This is a genomic window from Shimia ponticola (assembly GCF_007995215.1).
Classification (GTDB): Bacteria; Pseudomonadota; Alphaproteobacteria; order Rhodobacterales; family Rhodobacteraceae; genus Shimia_B; species Shimia_B ponticola.
In genome coordinates this window covers 409425-426303 of record NZ_VCDK01000002.1, presented here as the reverse complement: position 1 = coordinate 426303, position 16879 = coordinate 409425, and the positions used below count along the sequence as shown (strand labels likewise).

The window sequence follows — 16879 nt, the reverse complement described above, 5'->3', positions numbered from 1 at the left end:
CCGGTCGTTGTTAACCCAACAAGTCAGGAATGATTGTCACGATACCGGGGAAGAACCATAGGATGCTCAAGCCAACCACCTGGATCAGAACAAACGGTATGATGCCACGATAGATGTGGCCTGTGGTGACCTCTTTCGGTGCCACCCCCCGCAGATAGAACAGCGCAAAGCCAAAGGGCGGCGTCAGGAACGATGTCTGAAGGTTCACAGCGATCATGATTGTCACCCATTTCGGATCGAACGACCCGCCATATATCACCGGCCCAACGATCGGCACCACGATGTAGATGATCTCAAGGAAGTCGAGCACAAAGCCCAACACGAACATGATCAGCATCACGATCAGGAACACTTTGAGTTCGTTATCAAAGCTCTTCAGGAAATCCTGAATGTAATGCTCACCGCCAAAGCTGATCACCACGAGGTTGAGAAGCTGCGATGCGATCAGGATGGTAAAGACCATGCTGGTCACCTTCGCAGTTTCCCGCACGACAGGGCTCAGAACGTTCGAGGCAAACAGAACCCAGCAGGCGTAAAGAAGACCAAACAGGGTGATCAGATAGCAGGCCTGCGCCACAAGGAAGGCGATGATGTTTTCCACCGTCACGACCTCTTGGCCGAGACGCAGATCAAAGTTCACGCCAACAAGGATCATGATGACCAAGGCGAAAGATGCACCAAGGATGATCTTTCCTGATTTCTGTTGATCCTTCAGCTTGCGATAGGCCGCCAGCATGATAGCGCCGCCAGCACCCAAAGCCGCAGCGGGCGTTGGGTTGGTGATCCCGCCAAGGATCGAGCCAAGAACAGCCACGATCAGGACAAGCGGCGGGAACACCACGCGCACAAGTTCGTTGGCTGCCAAGGCTGATACGGCCTCACGACACCCATAGAAGATCATCGCAAGCGGGATCAGCATGATAATCAAGGTCGTTCCCGGTGACGTCAAAGGTGATACAAAGATCGCGTCAAACACCATCGCCAGCGCGATACCTCCAATGCCGATTGCGATCGGGGTAAAGTCACCACTGGGGCGCACCCCGCGGCCCAAGACCAGAGCAAGGCCCAACAGCACCCAGAAAGTCATGAGATTGGATGACAGTGGAGCAGCAGCAGCCACTTTGGCAGCACGGGCTTCTTCCAGCTCTTCCGGCGACAGGATGCGGCTGTCTTGCACGCCCCCTGCCGCATCAATTTCTGCTTGCTCCGCTACGGCTGTGTCCCAAGCCTCTTGGCCATGCAATTCGATCATGGCCGCCTGACAGGCAGGGCTGACATTGGTCCGCAGTGATGCGCCTTCGGTCAATTCCGTCCGGGACGACACTGAAACATCCTGCGAGCCGACGATCCCCACCTGACCCAGCATGATGGCGCCGCCGATCAGGAAAACAGGTGCGGCAACGAACCAAGTCAGGCTGTCATTGCGGGTGATGATTTCGCCTTCACCGCCCCCCAACTCAACCGCTGGAGCTTTGGAGGGGTTGAGAAGTGCGTAGACAAACGCATAGCCCGCATAGAGACCAGCCAGCAAGATACCCGGCAACAGTGCTGCCTGAAACAATGTCCCGACCGAAACCACCGCAGGCTCGCCCAGATATGTCAGAGCATCGGTACACCCCAGGTTCTGCGCGCGCGTTTCCTGAGCACGGGAATAGAGGTCCCCGGCCAACGTCCCCAAGAGCACGATCACGATGGATGGAGGAATAATTTGGCCAAGTGTGCCCGAGGCCGCAATTACACCGGTCGAAAGTTCAGGACTGTAGCCGTTGCGCAGCATCGTGGGCAGTGACAACAGACCCATCGTGACCACCGTTGCGCCCACGATCCCGGTCGACGCCGCAAGGAACGCGCCCACCACAACAACCGACACGGCCAGACCGCCCGGCAATGGACCAAACACCTTAGCCATTGTCGTGAGCAGTTCATTCGCAATCTTGGACCGTTCAAGCGTGATGCCCATCAAGACAAACATCAAGACAGCCAGAAGTGTCTCGATCGATTGTCCCGCAAGGACGCGTTCGTTGATACGGTTCACAATGAAAGAAACGTTGCGGTCCAACGCCTTTTCCCAACCGCCCACGAATACTGGTTCGGCGAGGCGCGGTAGATCCGGATATCGGAAAATACTGATCGTATCCCGCGCAACACCGTCCGCAAGAAGCGCAGCATATTCAGCAGTGGCCGGGTCAATGGCCTGATGGATCAACAGACCCGCGCTGTCCAAAGCAGCGATGATCCCAAATGAGATGACCGCCGCGCCGCCAATCGCAAACGCCACTGGAAAGCCCGACAGGATGCCCCCGAACAAGCACAGAAAGACGATGATGAGGCCTACTTCGACGCCGTCCAATCCGAACATGGGAATTGATCCTTCTTCTTAGTGGATTTCGGCGACCAACTTGGCGTCTTCGTCGCCAAGGTCGTCCTTATCAAGGTATTTGCCTTCGCTCTCTGGGCCCTCTTTGAGTTCGAGGTAAGAGCGATAAAAGAATGCCGCTGCCTGCAGGAACACCATCGCGGTGAACACGACCAACAGCACTTTGAACAGGAAGTACGCGTTGAAGCCGTTGGGGCTGAAACCGATGGTTTCGACGTTCCAGCGGAACGCTCGCGATTTACCGTCAACCAGTCGCTGCAATGTGTCAGAGGCGCTGACCTTGGGGGTCACAAGGTGACGCCACATGAAAAACCACGAATACATCCAGACAAGCACGGCCGCCGGCATCATAAAGATAAGCGACCCGACCATGTCGATGATCCGTTTGGTACGGTAGCTGACCGCCGAATAGATCAGATCGACGCGCACGTGGCCGCCTTGCACGAAGGTGTAGGCAGCACAAAGACACACGATCATGGCGTTGTAGAGTTTAAGTTCCTCTGCGAACCAGCTGATATCCTTGGAAAAAGACACGCCAATCCCAAAGGAAATCTGCGCTTCGAGGAAGATACGCTGGATGACAACGATGATGATCTGCTGCAGCACCATCAACAGGCCAGCCCAGGCGGCGAAACGTCCTACGGTGTTCGCAAACCCTTCAAGGCCGCGAACGACACCCCACATGACCTCGTTCCGCCAAAGCCCGATGGCCGTCACGACAAGGAAGATGGCCAGAACGGCGAAAAAGAACTCGGTCGAGCCACCATAGTAGATGAACCGCATAACCGCTTTGGGATCACCCCAATTCAGCCATTGCATCGGATGGGTGATCGCATAGCCGATGTTGTAAAAGGCCATACCCAGGTTCTGAAAGAACCAGACAATCCACTCCATACGTGTTCCCCCCTAGTGGCGTCGTCCCAAAAACGCCTGAGCCAAACGTCTTGCGTGATGTGGTGGTCAATCATCACGCCAGAGCTTTGGCCGCATGTTAGCAAGTGAAAGCCCCCGGAAGTGTCCGGGGGCTTTACGAAAGTTACTGGCTGGCCAGAACGCGGTTGCGCTGTGCGACGAATTCGCCGTCCGACTTCAGAATCCAGTCGGAGGATTTCGCCAGCGACGCGTCGAACGAGTTACGGATGCGTGCGTACAGATCGTCGCCCATGTTTTCGTCCAGAACCTCTTTCGAGGCTGCACCGAATGCGTCCCAAACGTCGTCCGAGAACTGCAGCGTTTGCACGCCTTGCGCCTGCAGACGCGCCAGCGCGGCACCGTTGTTCGCCAGCGTTTGCGACAACTGCCAATGCGTGGTGGCTTTTGCTGCGTTGTCGATGATCGCTTTGTGCTGATCCGAAAGCTCGTTCCAGACGTCGAGGTTCATACCGCAGGCCAGACCCGAACCTGGCTCGTGGAAGCCAGCGGTGTAGTAAACCTTGGCAACCTCTTGGAAACCGGCGCGTTCGTCTGCGAATGGGCCAACCCACTCCAGACCGTCCAGAGCACCCGACGACAGCGCCTGATAAAGTTCGCCGCCTGGGATGTTCTGAACTGACACGCCCAGTTTACCCAGAACCTGACCACCCAGACCTGGCATACGGAAACGCAGGCCAGACAGATCGTCTGCCGAGTTGATTTCGTTGCGGAACCAGCCGCCGGACTGCGAACCCGAGTTACCAGCCAGGAACGACTTCAGGCCAAAGATCGAGCCCAGTTCGTCGTGCAGCTCTTGGCCGCCGTCATGGTAGTACCAGTTGGTCAGTTCTTGCGCGGTCGCGCCGAATGGCACGGCGGTGAAGAACGCGTAACCTGGGTGCTGACCGATGAAGTAGTAGTCAGCCGAGTGATACAGGTCAGCCTGACCCGACGACACAGCGTCAAACACTTCGAACGCACCAACCAGTTCGCCTGGTGCTTTCTTTTCGATGATCAGGTCACCGCCCGACATCGCATTGACGGCTTCGTTGAAATACGTAGCAGCATCATCCAGAACGGCAAACCCGCGCGGCCACGAGGTGACCATGGTCAGCGTCTTGGCGTGACCTGCTGCGATTGCTGGCGATGCCAGAGCAGCGGTTGCACCACCAAGTGCGGATGTTTTTAGGAATGAACGACGATCCATTAGGTTTCCTCCCCTTTGAACGGCCTGCTTCTCCCAAAACGGGCCGGATCGTTTGCGGTAGGCGGAAACTAGCCGAGTCCTGCTTTATAGCAATACCCACGACTACGTAGGTTCACCGAAACCGCGCAGAACAAACCGTGTCAGGCGCAATTGCCGTCTTTTGTGAGGCATGCCATACAATCGCGCCATGCGCCGCCTCTTCCCTTCTGCTTATGGACAAAAGCTGTTCCTCTTGGCGACAGTGCCATTGATCCTCGCGGTGGCGGCGATTTCGGTCATCGTGACCAATCAGGCGCGGCAGTTGGCGGAAACTGAAATTCAGGTCCTTGAGACCGAACTGCTTGAGGCCAAGAAAGCCGAGCTTCGCAACTATGTCACGCTGGCGCGCAATTCGTTCTTTTGGACCTACGGTAATAGGGCCCCAGATGATGCAGAGGCCAAGGATCGGGTAACTCAAATCCTCGCTGCCATGATCTATGGCGACGAAGGGTTTTACTTTGTCTACGATTATGACGGTCGCATGATCGTCAGCCCGCGCCAGACGCAATTGATTGGACAAGACCTTTCCGGTGAGCGGGACTCTCAAGGCACACCGATCACCGACGCCTTGATCCAGACCGCGCGCTCCGGCGCCGGGTATCACACCTTCCTGTGGCCAAAACCGTCCACCGGTGAAGAGGCGATGATGGTTGCCTATGTCACGGGACTTGGTTCATGGCAGTGGGCCATGGGAACGGGCGTTTTTATTGACGACGTGCTCCAAACAGTCGCTGCAGCGCGTGCAGACGTGGAGGCGCGCATCGACCAGACCTTTGTGCAGATCGGCGGCATCACGCTTTTGGCATTGGTCATCGTGTTCCTGTCCGGCCTCTTTATCACCATCCGCGAACGGCGACTGGCCGACGCCAAGCTCAAAGAACTGACCCAGCGCATCATTGACACCCAAGAAGAAGAACGCGGTCGCGTGGCTCGCGAACTGCATGACAGTATCTCACAAATCCTCGTCAGCGTGCGCTACGCGCTGGAAACCGCGCAGCGGCGGTTGGCCAAAGGTGACGAACGCGCGAGCCACAATATTGACCGCGGGATCACAACCCTGACCGGCGCTATTCAAGAGGTCAGACGCATCAGCCGGGACTTGCGCCCCGGTATGCTCGATGACCTAGGCCTCGGCCCTGCCCTACGGGCATTGATTGATGACTTTGGCCAACGCACTGGGGTCAAGACACAGTTTGAAACCGTCGTGTTCTCGAACCGTCTGGACAGCGACAGCAAGATCACGCTCTACCGCATCGCCCAAGAGGCCCTGACCAATATCGAGCGTCACGCCGAGGCCAGCAGTGTACGAATATCCATCGCCGGGTCGCGGCGCGGCGCGTTGATGCGGATCTCTGACGATGGCAAGGGATTGCCTGTCTCAGGGCCCAATCCTGGACTGGGACTGCGCAACATGCAGGAGCGCATCGAACAACTCGACGGCACCCTGCGCATCCTGTCATCCAAGAAGGGCACAACCATCGAAGCCTCCGTGCCCCTGTCGCACATGCTCAGCCCTGATGCCAAAACCACCGACGAGAAAGGTGCCGCATGACCATCCGTGTTCTTATCGTGGACGACCACCCCATGGTTGCCGAAGGTATCGAAGCCATTCTGGAGACCTTTGACGACCTCACAGTGGTCGGAGTGCTGGGCGATGGAGAAGCCGCCGTCGCGCAGGTCGACGATCTGGCCCCGGATGTCATTCTGATGGATCTGAATATGCCAAAGCTGTCAGGGCTTTCGGCCACTGAAATGATCCTTGAAAGCCGCCCGCATACCAAGGTCCTGATCCTGTCGATGCATGACAGCCCGGAATACATCAACACCGCGCTGTCGCACGGCGCGTCCGGCTATGTGCTCAAAGATGTGCCAACGGATGAAATCAAGAAAGCGATCGACGTGGTGGCGGGCGGCGGGCAGTACCTTTGTACCGGAGCCGAGGGCGCTATGGCGCCAACAACGAGGGACGGTCGCGAACCGCTGACCAGCCGCGAGCAGACGATCCTCCTGCAACTCGCGCAGGGGAAATCGAATAAAGAGGTCGCCAATACGCTGGATATCAGCGTCCGGACCGTGGAAACCCATCGCAAAAACATCAAACGCAAGCTGGGTATCAGTTCGACCGCTGGCCTGACACGTTATGCGATGGAACATGGGGTTTTGCAGGGAACAGGGATGCGAACCTAGGCACGTTCTACCCTGCCCGCCTCTCACTGCCAAAGTGCTCGCGTCTGGGGAAAGTGCTCGGCGCAATAGGCATATGTTTCGCTGTAAAAGCTGCGCACCTCATCGCGGATACGCGGGCTGACACTTTGCCCTTTGGGCGAGGCATTTACCCGGTCTGTCAGATTGCTCTTGTCGACGGGCAGGCCCAAGAAGCGACCGATCGCCTCCAGAGAAGGTTCGTCAAAGAGGGTTTCATACAGACCAAAATACACCTCGCCGGGTCCGAACGCCTGCAAAACTCTTGGACAGACGGTCTCGTACCGGGTCCGCATCTGGAATGCCGGAGATTGATAGTGCCTGAGCAGCGTTTCCTCATCGCTCAGACCCGCATCAAGCTTGCCCCGCCGCTTGTCGTAGCGCACTGCGCTCCAGCACCTTTCGAAAGGATCGCGCATCAAGAATACCACGCGCGGCTGCGCGCCGATATTCAGAATGCGCTGCCGAATATGCACCAAGGCGTCCGTCGGCAGGCCGCAATAGGCGGGCGTGATCTCGCCTGTGATCTGCGCACCTTGATCGAACTTGCGCCTAAAGTACGCCTCATAGAACCGATCCGACCTCTGCATCGCAAATCTGAGCCAATCCGTCTTGCGAAACTTGGCCAATCGCTTGGGCCGCACCTGATAGCCTTTTGAGGCAGGCATGAAGCGCGCGTCCCAAACATGAAGTTCTTTCTTGAAAGCAAGCTCAACTTGATCAAACCGGCTGAGGTAACTGTGAAGCCAGCTTGTGCCGCCTTTGTGCGCTCCAATGCCCAAGACAAATCTTTTCACACCAAACGACTTTCCTGCTGCCTTGCCCAGCGGGTCTAAAGCACCGCGGCGCATGCGACCACCGCGGATTGGGCACCTCCGTTGAAATATCTGCAAAGCATGCGCCGCAGATTGCGCAACTTTTTTCGCAAAACCCTGTTGACCCCCCCTGCACCCGCTCATAATGTCCGCGCACACGGAGGCAAAGATGATCAACCTAGTCGTCATCGTAGTAGGACAGCGCATGGGCCGGTAACGGAACACCATAACGGTACCCCATGCGCCCCCAGGACACCTCCGGGGGCTTTTTTTTGGCCAAATGTCAGAGATGGAGAAAAGACAGTGGCACAGACAATGACCGGAGCAAAAATGGTGGTTCAAGCCCTGAAGGATCAGGGTGTGGACGTCGTCTTTGGGTACCCCGGTGGTGCCGTTCTACCCATTTATGACGAGGTCTTTCAGCAAAACGACATCCAGCACGTCTTGGTGCGTCATGAGCAAGGCGCGGTGCATGCCGCCGAAGGGTATGCGCGTTCGACGGGCAAGCCCGGCGTGGTTCTCGTGACTTCTGGTCCGGGCGCAACGAATGCCGTGACCGGTTTGACCGACGCGTTGATGGATTCGATTCCGATTGTGGTTCTGACGGGACAGGTGCCGACCTTTATGATCGGCTCAGACGCCTTTCAAGAAGCCGACACCGTTGGCATCACCCGCCCCTGCACCAAGCATAATTGGCTCGTGAAAGAGACCGACACCTTGCCAAAGGTGATGCACGAGGCGTTCCATGTTGCGACATCGGGCCGTCCGGGGCCGGTTCTGATCGACATTCCAAAGGACGTGCAATTCGCCAGCGGCACCTACACGCCGCCAACCAAAGTGCAGTCGCATTACCATCCGCAGGTCAAAGGGGACATCGAAGGCATCACCGATCTGGTCGCCGCAATGGAAAAAGCGGAGCGTCCAATTTTCTACACCGGCGGCGGTGTGATCAACTCTGGTGACGCCGCTTCGCAACTGCTGCGCGAGTTGGTGGATGCGACTGGGTTCCCGATCACGTCGACCTTGATGGGTCTTGGGTGCTACCCGGCGTCGGGCAAGAACTGGATGGGTATGCTGGGCATGCACGGTCTTTATGAGGCCAATCTGGCGATGCACGACTGCGATCTGATGATCAATATCGGCGCGCGGTTTGATGACCGGATCACCGGACGCCTCGACGCCTTCAGCCCGAAGTCGAAAAAAGCACACATCGATATTGATCCTTCTTCGATCAACAAGGTGATCAAGGTCGACATCCCGATCCTGGGTGATGTGGCCCATGTGCTTGAAGACGTGCTGAAGGTCTGGAAGTCGCGCGGGCGCAAGACCAATGCCGAAGGTCTGAAAAAATGGTGGGACAAGATCGAAACATGGCGCGAAGTGCGCTGCCTCGATTACTCGGCATCCGAAAAGACCATCAAACCGCAATACGCATTGGAACGCCTGGAAGCGCTGACAAAGCATCGCGACGACCGCTTCATCTGTACAGAAGTGGGTCAGCACCAGATGTGGGCCGCGCAATACCTCGGCTTTGAGCACCCGAACCAGTGGATGACATCCGGCGGTTTGGGAACCATGGGCTATGGCTTCCCCGCCTCAATCGGCGTCCAGATGGCGCATCCCGATGCGCTTGTGATCAACGTCGCGGGTGAAGCGTCGTGGCTGATGAACATGCAGGAAATGGGCACCGCCGTGCAGTATCGCCTGCCGGTGAAGCAGTTCATCCTGAACAACGAGCGTCTGGGTATGGTCCGCCAGTGGCAGGACCTGCTGCATGGCGGCCGGTTCTCGCACAGCTGGTCGGAGGCACTGCCCGACTTCGTGAAACTCGCCGAGGCCTTCGGTGCCAAGGGCATCATCTGCTCTGACCCCGCTGATCTGGATGACGCGATCATGGAGATGCTGAACCACGATGGGCCGGTCATCTTTGATTGTTTGGTTGAAAAGCACGAGAACTGCTTCCCCATGATCCCATCAGGCAAGGCTCATAACGAGATGCTTCTGGGCGAAGCGTCCGTCGAAGGCGCGATTGATGCGAAAGGGAGCGTGCTGGTTTAGTGCGGCCAGTTTTGAAGCGACTGGCATCGCCGCCAATAAGCAGCATTCTTTTGTTGTTGATGATCCTCGGTACTTTTGACGTGACTGCAGGACAATGGCGCCCAATGCATCTGTCAGGCTCACTTGCGATGGGCATCATCGTGGTCTGGCTTGGGATGAAGTATGCTCTCACGACCGCTGTCTCATTCAGTGGAGCAGACCGGACAGTGAGAACTCTCGTGGACATTTTTCTCAGTGTGATTTTGCTATTGCCGCTGTGCTTTGCAAACGCTTTCACCTTATTGGATCTTAGCGGAGCATGTTTTTCAGAAGAGGTTCGGCCGATTGAGACTATTTACTTCTCAGTGGTGACTTACACCACTCTGGGGTACGGCGACATCACACCAGTCGGCCCATGCCGGTACTTTGCAGCTTTTGAGGCGTTACTCGGCCTTTTTGCACTAGGGCTGTTTGTGGCGACTGTATCCACACTACAACCGTTGGAAGAATGAACCAAACGAACGCAGGCAATACCGGTAAACAGGCCGCAAAACCTGCAACAAGGAGCAAAGTGGTCAATGTCACCTCTAAAAATCAAAAAAGGCGCCACAAGCCACTCGGCCTATAATCTACGCCCAACATTCTCGGACGTAGAGGAACGTCACACGTTGGCGGTCATCGTCGAGAACGAGCCGGGTGTTCTGGCGCGTGTCATCGGTCTTTTCTCTGGTCGGGGCTACAATATCGAAAGCCTGACCGTGGCCGAGGTCGACCATCAAGGTCATCTGTCGCGGATCACTGTGGTCACCACCGGCACGCCACAGATAATCACGCAGATCATTGCGCAGCTTGGGCGTATCGTCAGCGTACACGAAGTGCATGACCTGACGGTCGAGGGCCCGTCTGTTGAACGCGAGCTCGCGCTGTTCAAGGTCAGCGGCTCGGGCGACAAACGCGTCGAAGCCCTTCGGCTTGCCGATATCTTTCGCGCATCTGTCGTGGACAGCACACTTGATAGCTTTGTCTTCGAAGTCACTGGCGCGCCTGAGAAAATTGACGCTTTTGCAGACCTGATGCGCCCCTTAGGCCTAAGCGAAGTGGCCCGCACGGGTGTTGTCGCGTTGTCGCGCGGGACTGACTGATTAGGGCGGCCCGGTGCGTCCGGGCCACCCATTTACTGGATCAGCTTTCCTCGGGCGGGAAGATCCCGGCTTCGGATGCGACGGCAAATTCTGCTTCGTCGATCAAGCCGTCTTCATTGGTGTCGACGACGATGAACGTATCCTCTGTCAAATCAGGCAAAACGGCCTGCAGCTCTTCGAGAGAATAGACTCCATCGCCATTGGCATCGACGGTTTCGTCCATTGTCATGGCATAGGCCGTCGCTGTCAGACCGATTGCAGCGGCAAGTGCAGTGAGTGGTTTCAGATAGGTCATGTTTGAAGCCTCCTGGCATGGGTAATTTCCGGCGCTCGGGGCGCTCGGTGCCGCTATCAGGCGCTAGGTTGCGCTTGCCCTCTAGGGCGCACGAAGAATGCTTTGGTTTTCTGCATGAAGCGGCTCAAACCGCGCTCGTCGCTATCCCAAAAGCCGCCGGTCAAAACCTTACTCAGTGCTTCAGGCGTCGCTCTGCCGGGCTTACAACTCACTTTGCGCTGCCTGCCGCCGATCGCGGTGTCTCTCCGCGACATCGGCAGGTCGCAGCCGAAAAAGCAGATGGTGCATCTTTCAGGCATGACTCGCCACAAGTGCTCAGCAAGGGATCTCAATCATGGCTAAGGATATCCGCCTCGACAGCCTAGACGCCGTTCGCCGCCCCATCGAAAGCGCCAACGGTCTGCCGAACGCGCATTACACGGACCCTGACGTATTTGAGACAGAGTCCAAAGCCGTGCTCTTGCAGAACTGGGCAGGTCTAGCGGTTGCGGCGGATGTGCCTGAAAACGGCGATGCCAAACCCATTGAATTTCTGGGCATTCCCCTGCTTTTGATCCGTGACCGCGACGGCGTTGTGCGCGTGTTCCAGAACATCTGCCGCCATCGTGGCATGATCCTTGTTCAAGAACCGCGCAAGATCGAAGGGGCAATCCGCTGTCCTTACCATTCGTGGTGCTATTCGACCAAAGGCAAGCTGGTATCGACCCCGCATGTGGGCGGCCCGGGACGCAACACGCATGAAGGCATTGATCGCGATACTCTGGGTCTGATCGAAGTGCGCAGCCACATTTGGCGCGATGTGGTATTCATCAACATCTCTGGCACCGCTGCACCGTTCGAAGACGTCCATCGCGATTTGATCGACCGGTGGTCAGAATTTGATCAGCCGGTATATCACGGAGGTGCTGACAGCCGGTTCGAATTGGACGTGCAAACGAACTGGAAACTTGCCGTCGAAAACTATTGCGAAAGCTATCACCTGCCGTGGGTGCACCCCGGGCTGAACAGCTACTCCCGGCTCGAAGACCACTATAACATCAACGAACCGGGACAATATTCGGGGCAAGGCACCTTGGTCTATCGCCAGTTTGAAGGCGACACCGGACCGGCCTTCCCGGATTTTGCGGGGCTCAGTGAGAAATGGAACGAAGGCGCGGAATACATCGCGGTTTACCCGAATGTTCTGCTGGGTGCGCAACGCGACCATGCCTTTGCCATCGTGCTGGAACCCAAGACACATGATCGAACGGTCGAGCACATCCACCTGTACTATGCATCAGAAGACACTTCGCCAGAGGCCCGCACCAAGAACGCCGCGCTTTGGAAAGAGGTGTTTGAAGAGGACATCTTCGTCGTCGAAGGAATGCAAAAGGGACGCGCCGCGCCTGACTTCGACGGCGGTCGATTTAGCCCGGCGATGGATGGACCCACGCATTGCTTCCACGATTGGGTCGCGCGCCAAGTTCAGGCTGCAACAGAAAGCTAGTCTGGCTTGATGTCGTCAGGCACCCGCGCGCTGAGCGCTTGTTTGTCCTGCTCATGTGTCAGGTCCTGCATGGCCCGAACATAGGCGCTCTTGGCGGCATCGAAGGCCGCGTCGCACATGCCGTCATCCGGGTGCCGCCGCAGCGCGTCATACGTTTTCTGAAGCCGACACTGAACCGGATAGTCACCCGCTCCGTCGCGCGCGATCTGACCAAGCCCGTCTTCTAGCAAATCATCCGCTGACAATGGCGGAATATGCAGACGCTCGAATTCGATGTCGTGGGCATCACGTTCATCTTTGTAGAGCGACAGGATTCGTTCGATCCGCGTGATGACGTCGATGGCCGTACCGGCATCGTTGATGCCCGGAGACAGCGCTTTTGAGCCGATCTCGGAGAGCATGATCAAACCGAAACGCGGGTCCTGATCGGCCAGACGCACATCCCCCAACACCACCGCGTTCTTGATGCTGTCGCGCACCTCGTCCCCGACATCGCCCGTAACGTAAAGATACGGTTGCCGATGCGACACGAACCCACCAATCGGCACGGGCACATAGATGTCCAAATCATGCTCGTGCGCGATCGATTGGAGTTTCTGTTCGTACAGCATTTGAACATAGCCAGCCTCGGTGGCGACAATTGCAGTTGCGTCTTCGGGCACCGCATCAGTCAATGGCGTCGCACCCAAACACGGCCGACTGAGCCGTGCGCGCAGGCTGTTGCACGTTTCGCTTTCGATGGTGCGGGTTGACGCTAGCAGGCTGCCAAAGGTCTGAAGATGCAGAACCCAACGGATCAGCGAATAGACAATCGCCACGATCACAAAGACCGTGACCAGAAACAGGACCGAGGTCTGCGCATCCGGGAAAACGCCCAGCTCTCGCAAGACAATTGCCACCAGCGCAAAGACATAGGCCCCGATGAAAGTGGCCAGTGTGCGTTGCGTGACCGTGTCCTCCATCACCAGCATATGAAGCCGTGGCGTCCACTGGGTCGACGTGTTGCGATGCACGGTGACCATCACCGTCAGCGAAAAGGTCGTCACCGCAAGCATCGCGTTGGCGATGATGTTCAAAAGCCGGTCCACGCCTCGACCGGCAAGATACTCTTGGACGACATCCGGCAGGATCCAGCCCGCAGGTGAGGCAATCATGAGTGACAGGATCGCAAGCGCGCCATAGAGCAGCACTCGCACCCAGAGCTTGCGAGACAACTCGCGCAGCTTTCGCCAGACGGTTTCAGGAAAATGGCGCAGGTCTTCTAGGGTCATGGCTCAACTACGACGCAAAATGTCGATACTGTAGTGCCAGCCAACGCACCCAAAGGCTAGCGTTTGCCGACAGGAAGTTTGGAGAGAGATGCCATGAAAACCACCACCCGCGTAGCAGTCATCGGCGGCGGCGTTGTCGGCTGTTCTGTGCTGTATCATCTGACCAAGCTGGGCTGGTCCGACGTGATCCTGCTTGAGCGTTCGGAACTGACCAGCGGATCAACATGGCACGCAGCGGGCGGCTTTCACACTCTGAACGGCGACACGAATATGGCCGCCCTGCAAGGGTATACGATTAAGCTCTATAAAGAACTGGAAGAGCTGACTGGCATGTCCTGCGGGTTGCACCACGTCGGCGGCGTGACCTTGGCCGACAATCAGGACCGGTTCGACATGCTTGTCGCCGAGCGGGCCAAGCACCGTTACATGGGACTAGAAACGGAAATCGTAGGCCCTGACGAGATCAAGCAAATTGCGCCGATCACCAACACAGACGGCATTCTTGGTGCCCTGTATGATCCTCTCGACGGTCACCTTGATCCATCGGGAACGACCTTGGCCTATGCCAAGGCCGCGCGGATGGGTGGCGCGGAAATCTACACCCATACAAAGGTGATCGAAACGAACCAGCGCCCTGATGGGACATGGGACGTGGTCACAGATAAGGGCTCGATTCACGCAGAGCATATCGTCAATGCTGGCGGGTTGTGGGCGCGTGAGGTTGCAGCGATGGCGGGGCTTTACCTGCCGCTTCTCCCCATGGCGCACCAGTATCTGGTGACGGACGACGTCCCTGAAATTTACGAACGCGACAGCGAACATCCTCATGTCATGGATCCTGCGGGTGAAAGCTATCTGCGACAGGAAGGTCGTGGATTGTGTATCGGATTTTACGAGCAACCCTGCGAGCCTTGGTCTGTGGGCGGAACCCCTTGGGATTGGGGGCAGGAACTGATCGACGACAACTTTGAAAAGATCGCCGACAGCATCGACTTTGCCTACAAACGGTTCCCGGTGTTGGAAAAGGCCGGTGTGAAAACCGTGATCCATGGTCCGTTCACCTTTGCACCTGACGGCAATCCGCTGGTCGGCCCCGTGCCCGGCATGCGCAATTACTGGAGCGCCTGCGCCGTCATGGCCGGCTTCAGCCAAGGCGGTGGTGTGGGGCTGACGCTGGCGCAATGGATGGTCGAAGGCGAGCCTGAACGCGACGTTTTTGCCATGGATGTGGCCCGCTTCGGCAAATGGATCACGCCCGGTTACACTGTGCCAAAGGTAATCGAAAACTATCAGCGTCGCTTCAGCGTGTCTTACCCGAACGAAGAGCTGCCAGCGGCGCGCCCGTTCAACCGCACACCGATGTACGACACCTTCGACGCTATGGGCGCAGTATGGGGGCATCAATTTGGGCTCGAAGTGCCAAACTATTTTGCCCAAGGCGACGAGCCTCGATTTGAAACGCCATCGTTTCGTCGCTCAAACGCCTGGGACGCCACGCGGCGCGAGGTCATGGCCGTGCGGAATTCCGTTGGGATCAACGAAACCCACAACTTCGGTAAATTCGAGGTCGCGGGGCCAAACGCCCGCGCGTGGCTTGACCGCGTCATGGCAGGCCGAATTCCTCAACCCGGTCGTCTGTCGCTGACACCAATGTTGTCACCAAAGGGCAAGTTGATTGGTGATTTCACTGTATCTTGCCTTGATGACACCTTGTTTCAACTGACAGCAAGCTATGGAAGCCAAGACTACCATCTGCGCTGGTTCGAGATGAACGCGATGGAAGGCGTCACCGTGACAAACATCTCTGACGCGCGCACCGGCTTTCAGATCGCCGGGCCGAATGCTGGTAAGGTGCTTGCAAAATGCACCGGTTTTCCGGTCGCGGACATGCGGTTTTTGGATGTCGCACGTATGACCGTTGGCATGGCCGACTGCATCGTTCAACGGGTCAGTTATACCGGCGACCTTGGCTTTGAGATCTACACAAACCCCATGGCTCAACGCCAACTTTGGGATGCTTTGTGGGAGGCCGGGCAAGAGTTTGAGATGGCACCCTTTGGGATGCGTGCTATGATGTCGCTGCGCCTCGATAAGTTCTTTGGTTCGTGGCTGTCGGAGTTCTCACCTGATTACACCGCGGCTGAGACCGGCCTTGATCGTTTCATTTCATGGAAAAAAAACACGGATTTCATCGGGCGCGCCGCGGCTGAAGCCGAGCGTGAGACGCCCCCTGCCCGTCAATTGGCCGTTTTCGAGGTCGACGCCGATGACGCGGATGTCGTGGCCTATGAACCTGTATTCATCGATGATGAGGTTCAGGGCTTTTGCACCTCTGGAGGGTATTCTCACTACGCGGGCAAAAGCATTGCCAATGCTCTTATCCCAAGGGACCGCGTGACCGAGGGTCTAGAGGTCGAGATCGAAATTCTTGGCAAACGGCGGCCGGCACATTTGATCACAACTCCGCTCTTTGACGTAGACGGCCAGCGGATGCGTGGGTGAAGTTGCATATTCTGATACCGGCCGCCGGTGCGTCGTCCCGGATGCGCGGGCGCGATAAGCTGACTGAGGACGTCGATGGACGACCTCTTCTGCGCAAACAGGCGCAAATGGCGCAGTCGGTATCAGGCAATGTAACGGTCGCGCTGCCAGACCCGGCGCATCCTTACTATGCCGCTCGCAAAGCCTCTCTTGATGGGCTCCAAGTAACTTCCGCGCAGTATCCAGCTTCGCGGGAGGGGCTTGGAGGCACTGTGTCGGCGCATGTCGGCACCCTGCCATCAGATGCAACGCATCTTATGGTGCTACTGCCGGATTTAGTCGGGCTGACAGCGGACGATCTGAGGAAAACCCTTGCGGCGGTTACGGATGTCCCATGTCGCGCGGCGGGCCAAGACGGCACGCCGGGTCATCCGGTTGTGTTCCCGGCTAGCGTCTTTGACGATCTTGCAGGTTGTGACTCAGGCGACGAAGGTCCGCGGGTCGTCTTACGGGCGCATGGCTACGCTTTGGTCCCGTTGGACAACGACCATGCCGTGACAGATCTCGATACGCCAGAAGACTGGGCCGCATGGCGCGCGGCCCAGCAGAGCTAGA

Annotated in this window: 15 protein-coding genes; 9 read left to right on the top strand and 6 right to left on the bottom strand. The window is 57.2% G+C overall.

What is annotated here, in order from left to right:
• Positions 1–10: 10 nt before the first annotated feature.
• The 3 genes from FE702_RS03340 to FE702_RS03330 form a co-directional block, all read right to left on the bottom strand.
• A complete protein-coding gene (locus FE702_RS03340; protein WP_147124783.1) occupies positions 11–2359 on the bottom strand; it encodes a TRAP transporter large permease in 2349 nt (782 codons plus the stop codon).
• Positions 2360–2377: 18 nt separating this feature from the next.
• Positions 2378–3271 (bottom strand): TRAP transporter small permease subunit, encoded by an 894-nt coding sequence (locus FE702_RS03335; RefSeq protein ID WP_147124782.1) that lies wholly within the window; start codon positions 3269–3271, stop codon positions 2378–2380.
• Between the two features lie 142 nt (positions 3272–3413).
• Entirely contained in the window at positions 3414–4496 is a 1083-nt protein-coding gene (locus tag FE702_RS03330) for a TRAP transporter substrate-binding protein (protein ID WP_147124781.1), read from the bottom strand.
• Positions 4497–4683: 187 nt separating this feature from the next.
• On the opposite strand from FE702_RS03330, the gene FE702_RS03325 reads away from it, so the two are divergent.
• Complete coding sequence (locus tag FE702_RS03325; RefSeq protein WP_255449568.1) at positions 4684–6087, top strand: cache domain-containing protein; 1404 nt, start codon at positions 4684–4686, stop codon at positions 6085–6087.
• Positions 6084–6722 carry a response regulator transcription factor gene (locus FE702_RS03320; protein WP_147124779.1) on the top strand — a complete coding sequence of 213 codons (639 nt, stop codon included), beginning with the start codon at positions 6084–6086 and terminating at the stop codon, positions 6720–6722. The genes FE702_RS03325 and FE702_RS03320 overlap by 4 nt, the downstream gene beginning before the upstream one ends.
• Positions 6723–6745: 23 nt before the next feature.
• Here the strand turns inward: FE702_RS03320 and FE702_RS03315 are convergent, their stop codons facing one another.
• Positions 6746–7588, bottom strand: a complete 843-nt coding sequence (locus FE702_RS03315; RefSeq protein WP_255449567.1) for a sulfotransferase — start codon at positions 7586–7588, stop codon at positions 6746–6748.
• Between the two features lie 267 nt (positions 7589–7855).
• Between FE702_RS03315 and FE702_RS03310 the strand changes: the two genes are divergently transcribed.
• The 3 genes from FE702_RS03310 (at position 7856) to ilvN (ending at position 10731) form a co-directional block, all read left to right on the top strand.
• The gene (locus FE702_RS03310) at positions 7856–9610 is read left to right on the top strand and encodes an acetolactate synthase 3 large subunit (RefSeq protein WP_147124777.1); all 1755 of its coding nucleotides are present in this window, start codon (positions 7856–7858) and stop codon (positions 9608–9610) included.
• A gap of 11 nt (positions 9611–9621) precedes the next feature.
• Positions 9622–10101, top strand: coding sequence for an ion channel (locus tag FE702_RS03305; RefSeq protein WP_255449566.1), 480 nt, complete (start codon positions 9622–9624; stop codon positions 10099–10101).
• Positions 10102–10167: 66 nt separating this feature from the next.
• Positions 10168–10731, top strand: a complete 564-nt coding sequence (gene ilvN / locus FE702_RS03300; RefSeq protein ID WP_147124776.1) for an acetolactate synthase small subunit — start codon at positions 10168–10170, stop codon at positions 10729–10731.
• Positions 10732–10771: 40 nt separating this feature from the next.
• Here ilvN and FE702_RS03295 read toward each other — a convergent pair whose 3' ends face one another.
• Positions 10772–11026 carry an EF-hand domain-containing protein gene (locus FE702_RS03295; RefSeq protein WP_255449565.1) on the bottom strand — a complete coding sequence of 85 codons (255 nt, stop codon included), beginning with the start codon at positions 11024–11026 and terminating at the stop codon, positions 10772–10774.
• Between the two features lie 114 nt (positions 11027–11140).
• On the opposite strand from FE702_RS03295, the gene FE702_RS03290 reads away from it, so the two are divergent.
• Positions 11141–11368, top strand: a complete 228-nt coding sequence (locus tag FE702_RS03290; RefSeq protein ID WP_147124775.1) for a hypothetical protein — start codon at positions 11141–11143, stop codon at positions 11366–11368.
• Positions 11361–12512: an aromatic ring-hydroxylating oxygenase subunit alpha gene (locus tag FE702_RS03285; RefSeq protein WP_147124774.1), complete on the top strand. Its 1152-nt coding sequence runs from the start codon at positions 11361–11363 to the stop codon at positions 12510–12512. Before FE702_RS03290 ends, FE702_RS03285 begins: the two co-directional genes overlap by 8 nt.
• On the opposite strand, the gene FE702_RS03280 is transcribed toward FE702_RS03285, so the two are convergent.
• Positions 12509–13783: a DUF2254 domain-containing protein gene (locus tag FE702_RS03280; RefSeq protein WP_147124773.1), complete on the bottom strand. Its 1275-nt coding sequence runs from the start codon at positions 13781–13783 to the stop codon at positions 12509–12511. The two genes, FE702_RS03285 and FE702_RS03280, sit on opposite strands and share 4 nt — an antisense overlap.
• A 93-nt stretch (positions 13784–13876) precedes the next feature.
• Between FE702_RS03280 and FE702_RS03275 the strand changes: the two genes are divergently transcribed.
• The gene (locus FE702_RS03275; RefSeq protein ID WP_147124772.1) at positions 13877–16285 is read left to right on the top strand and encodes a GcvT family protein; all 2409 of its coding nucleotides are present in this window, start codon (positions 13877–13879) and stop codon (positions 16283–16285) included.
• Positions 16282–16878: a nucleotidyltransferase family protein gene (locus FE702_RS03270; protein ID WP_255449564.1), complete on the top strand. Its 597-nt coding sequence runs from the start codon at positions 16282–16284 to the stop codon at positions 16876–16878. Before FE702_RS03275 ends, FE702_RS03270 begins: the two co-directional genes overlap by 4 nt.
• Position 16879 lies beyond the last annotated feature (1 nt).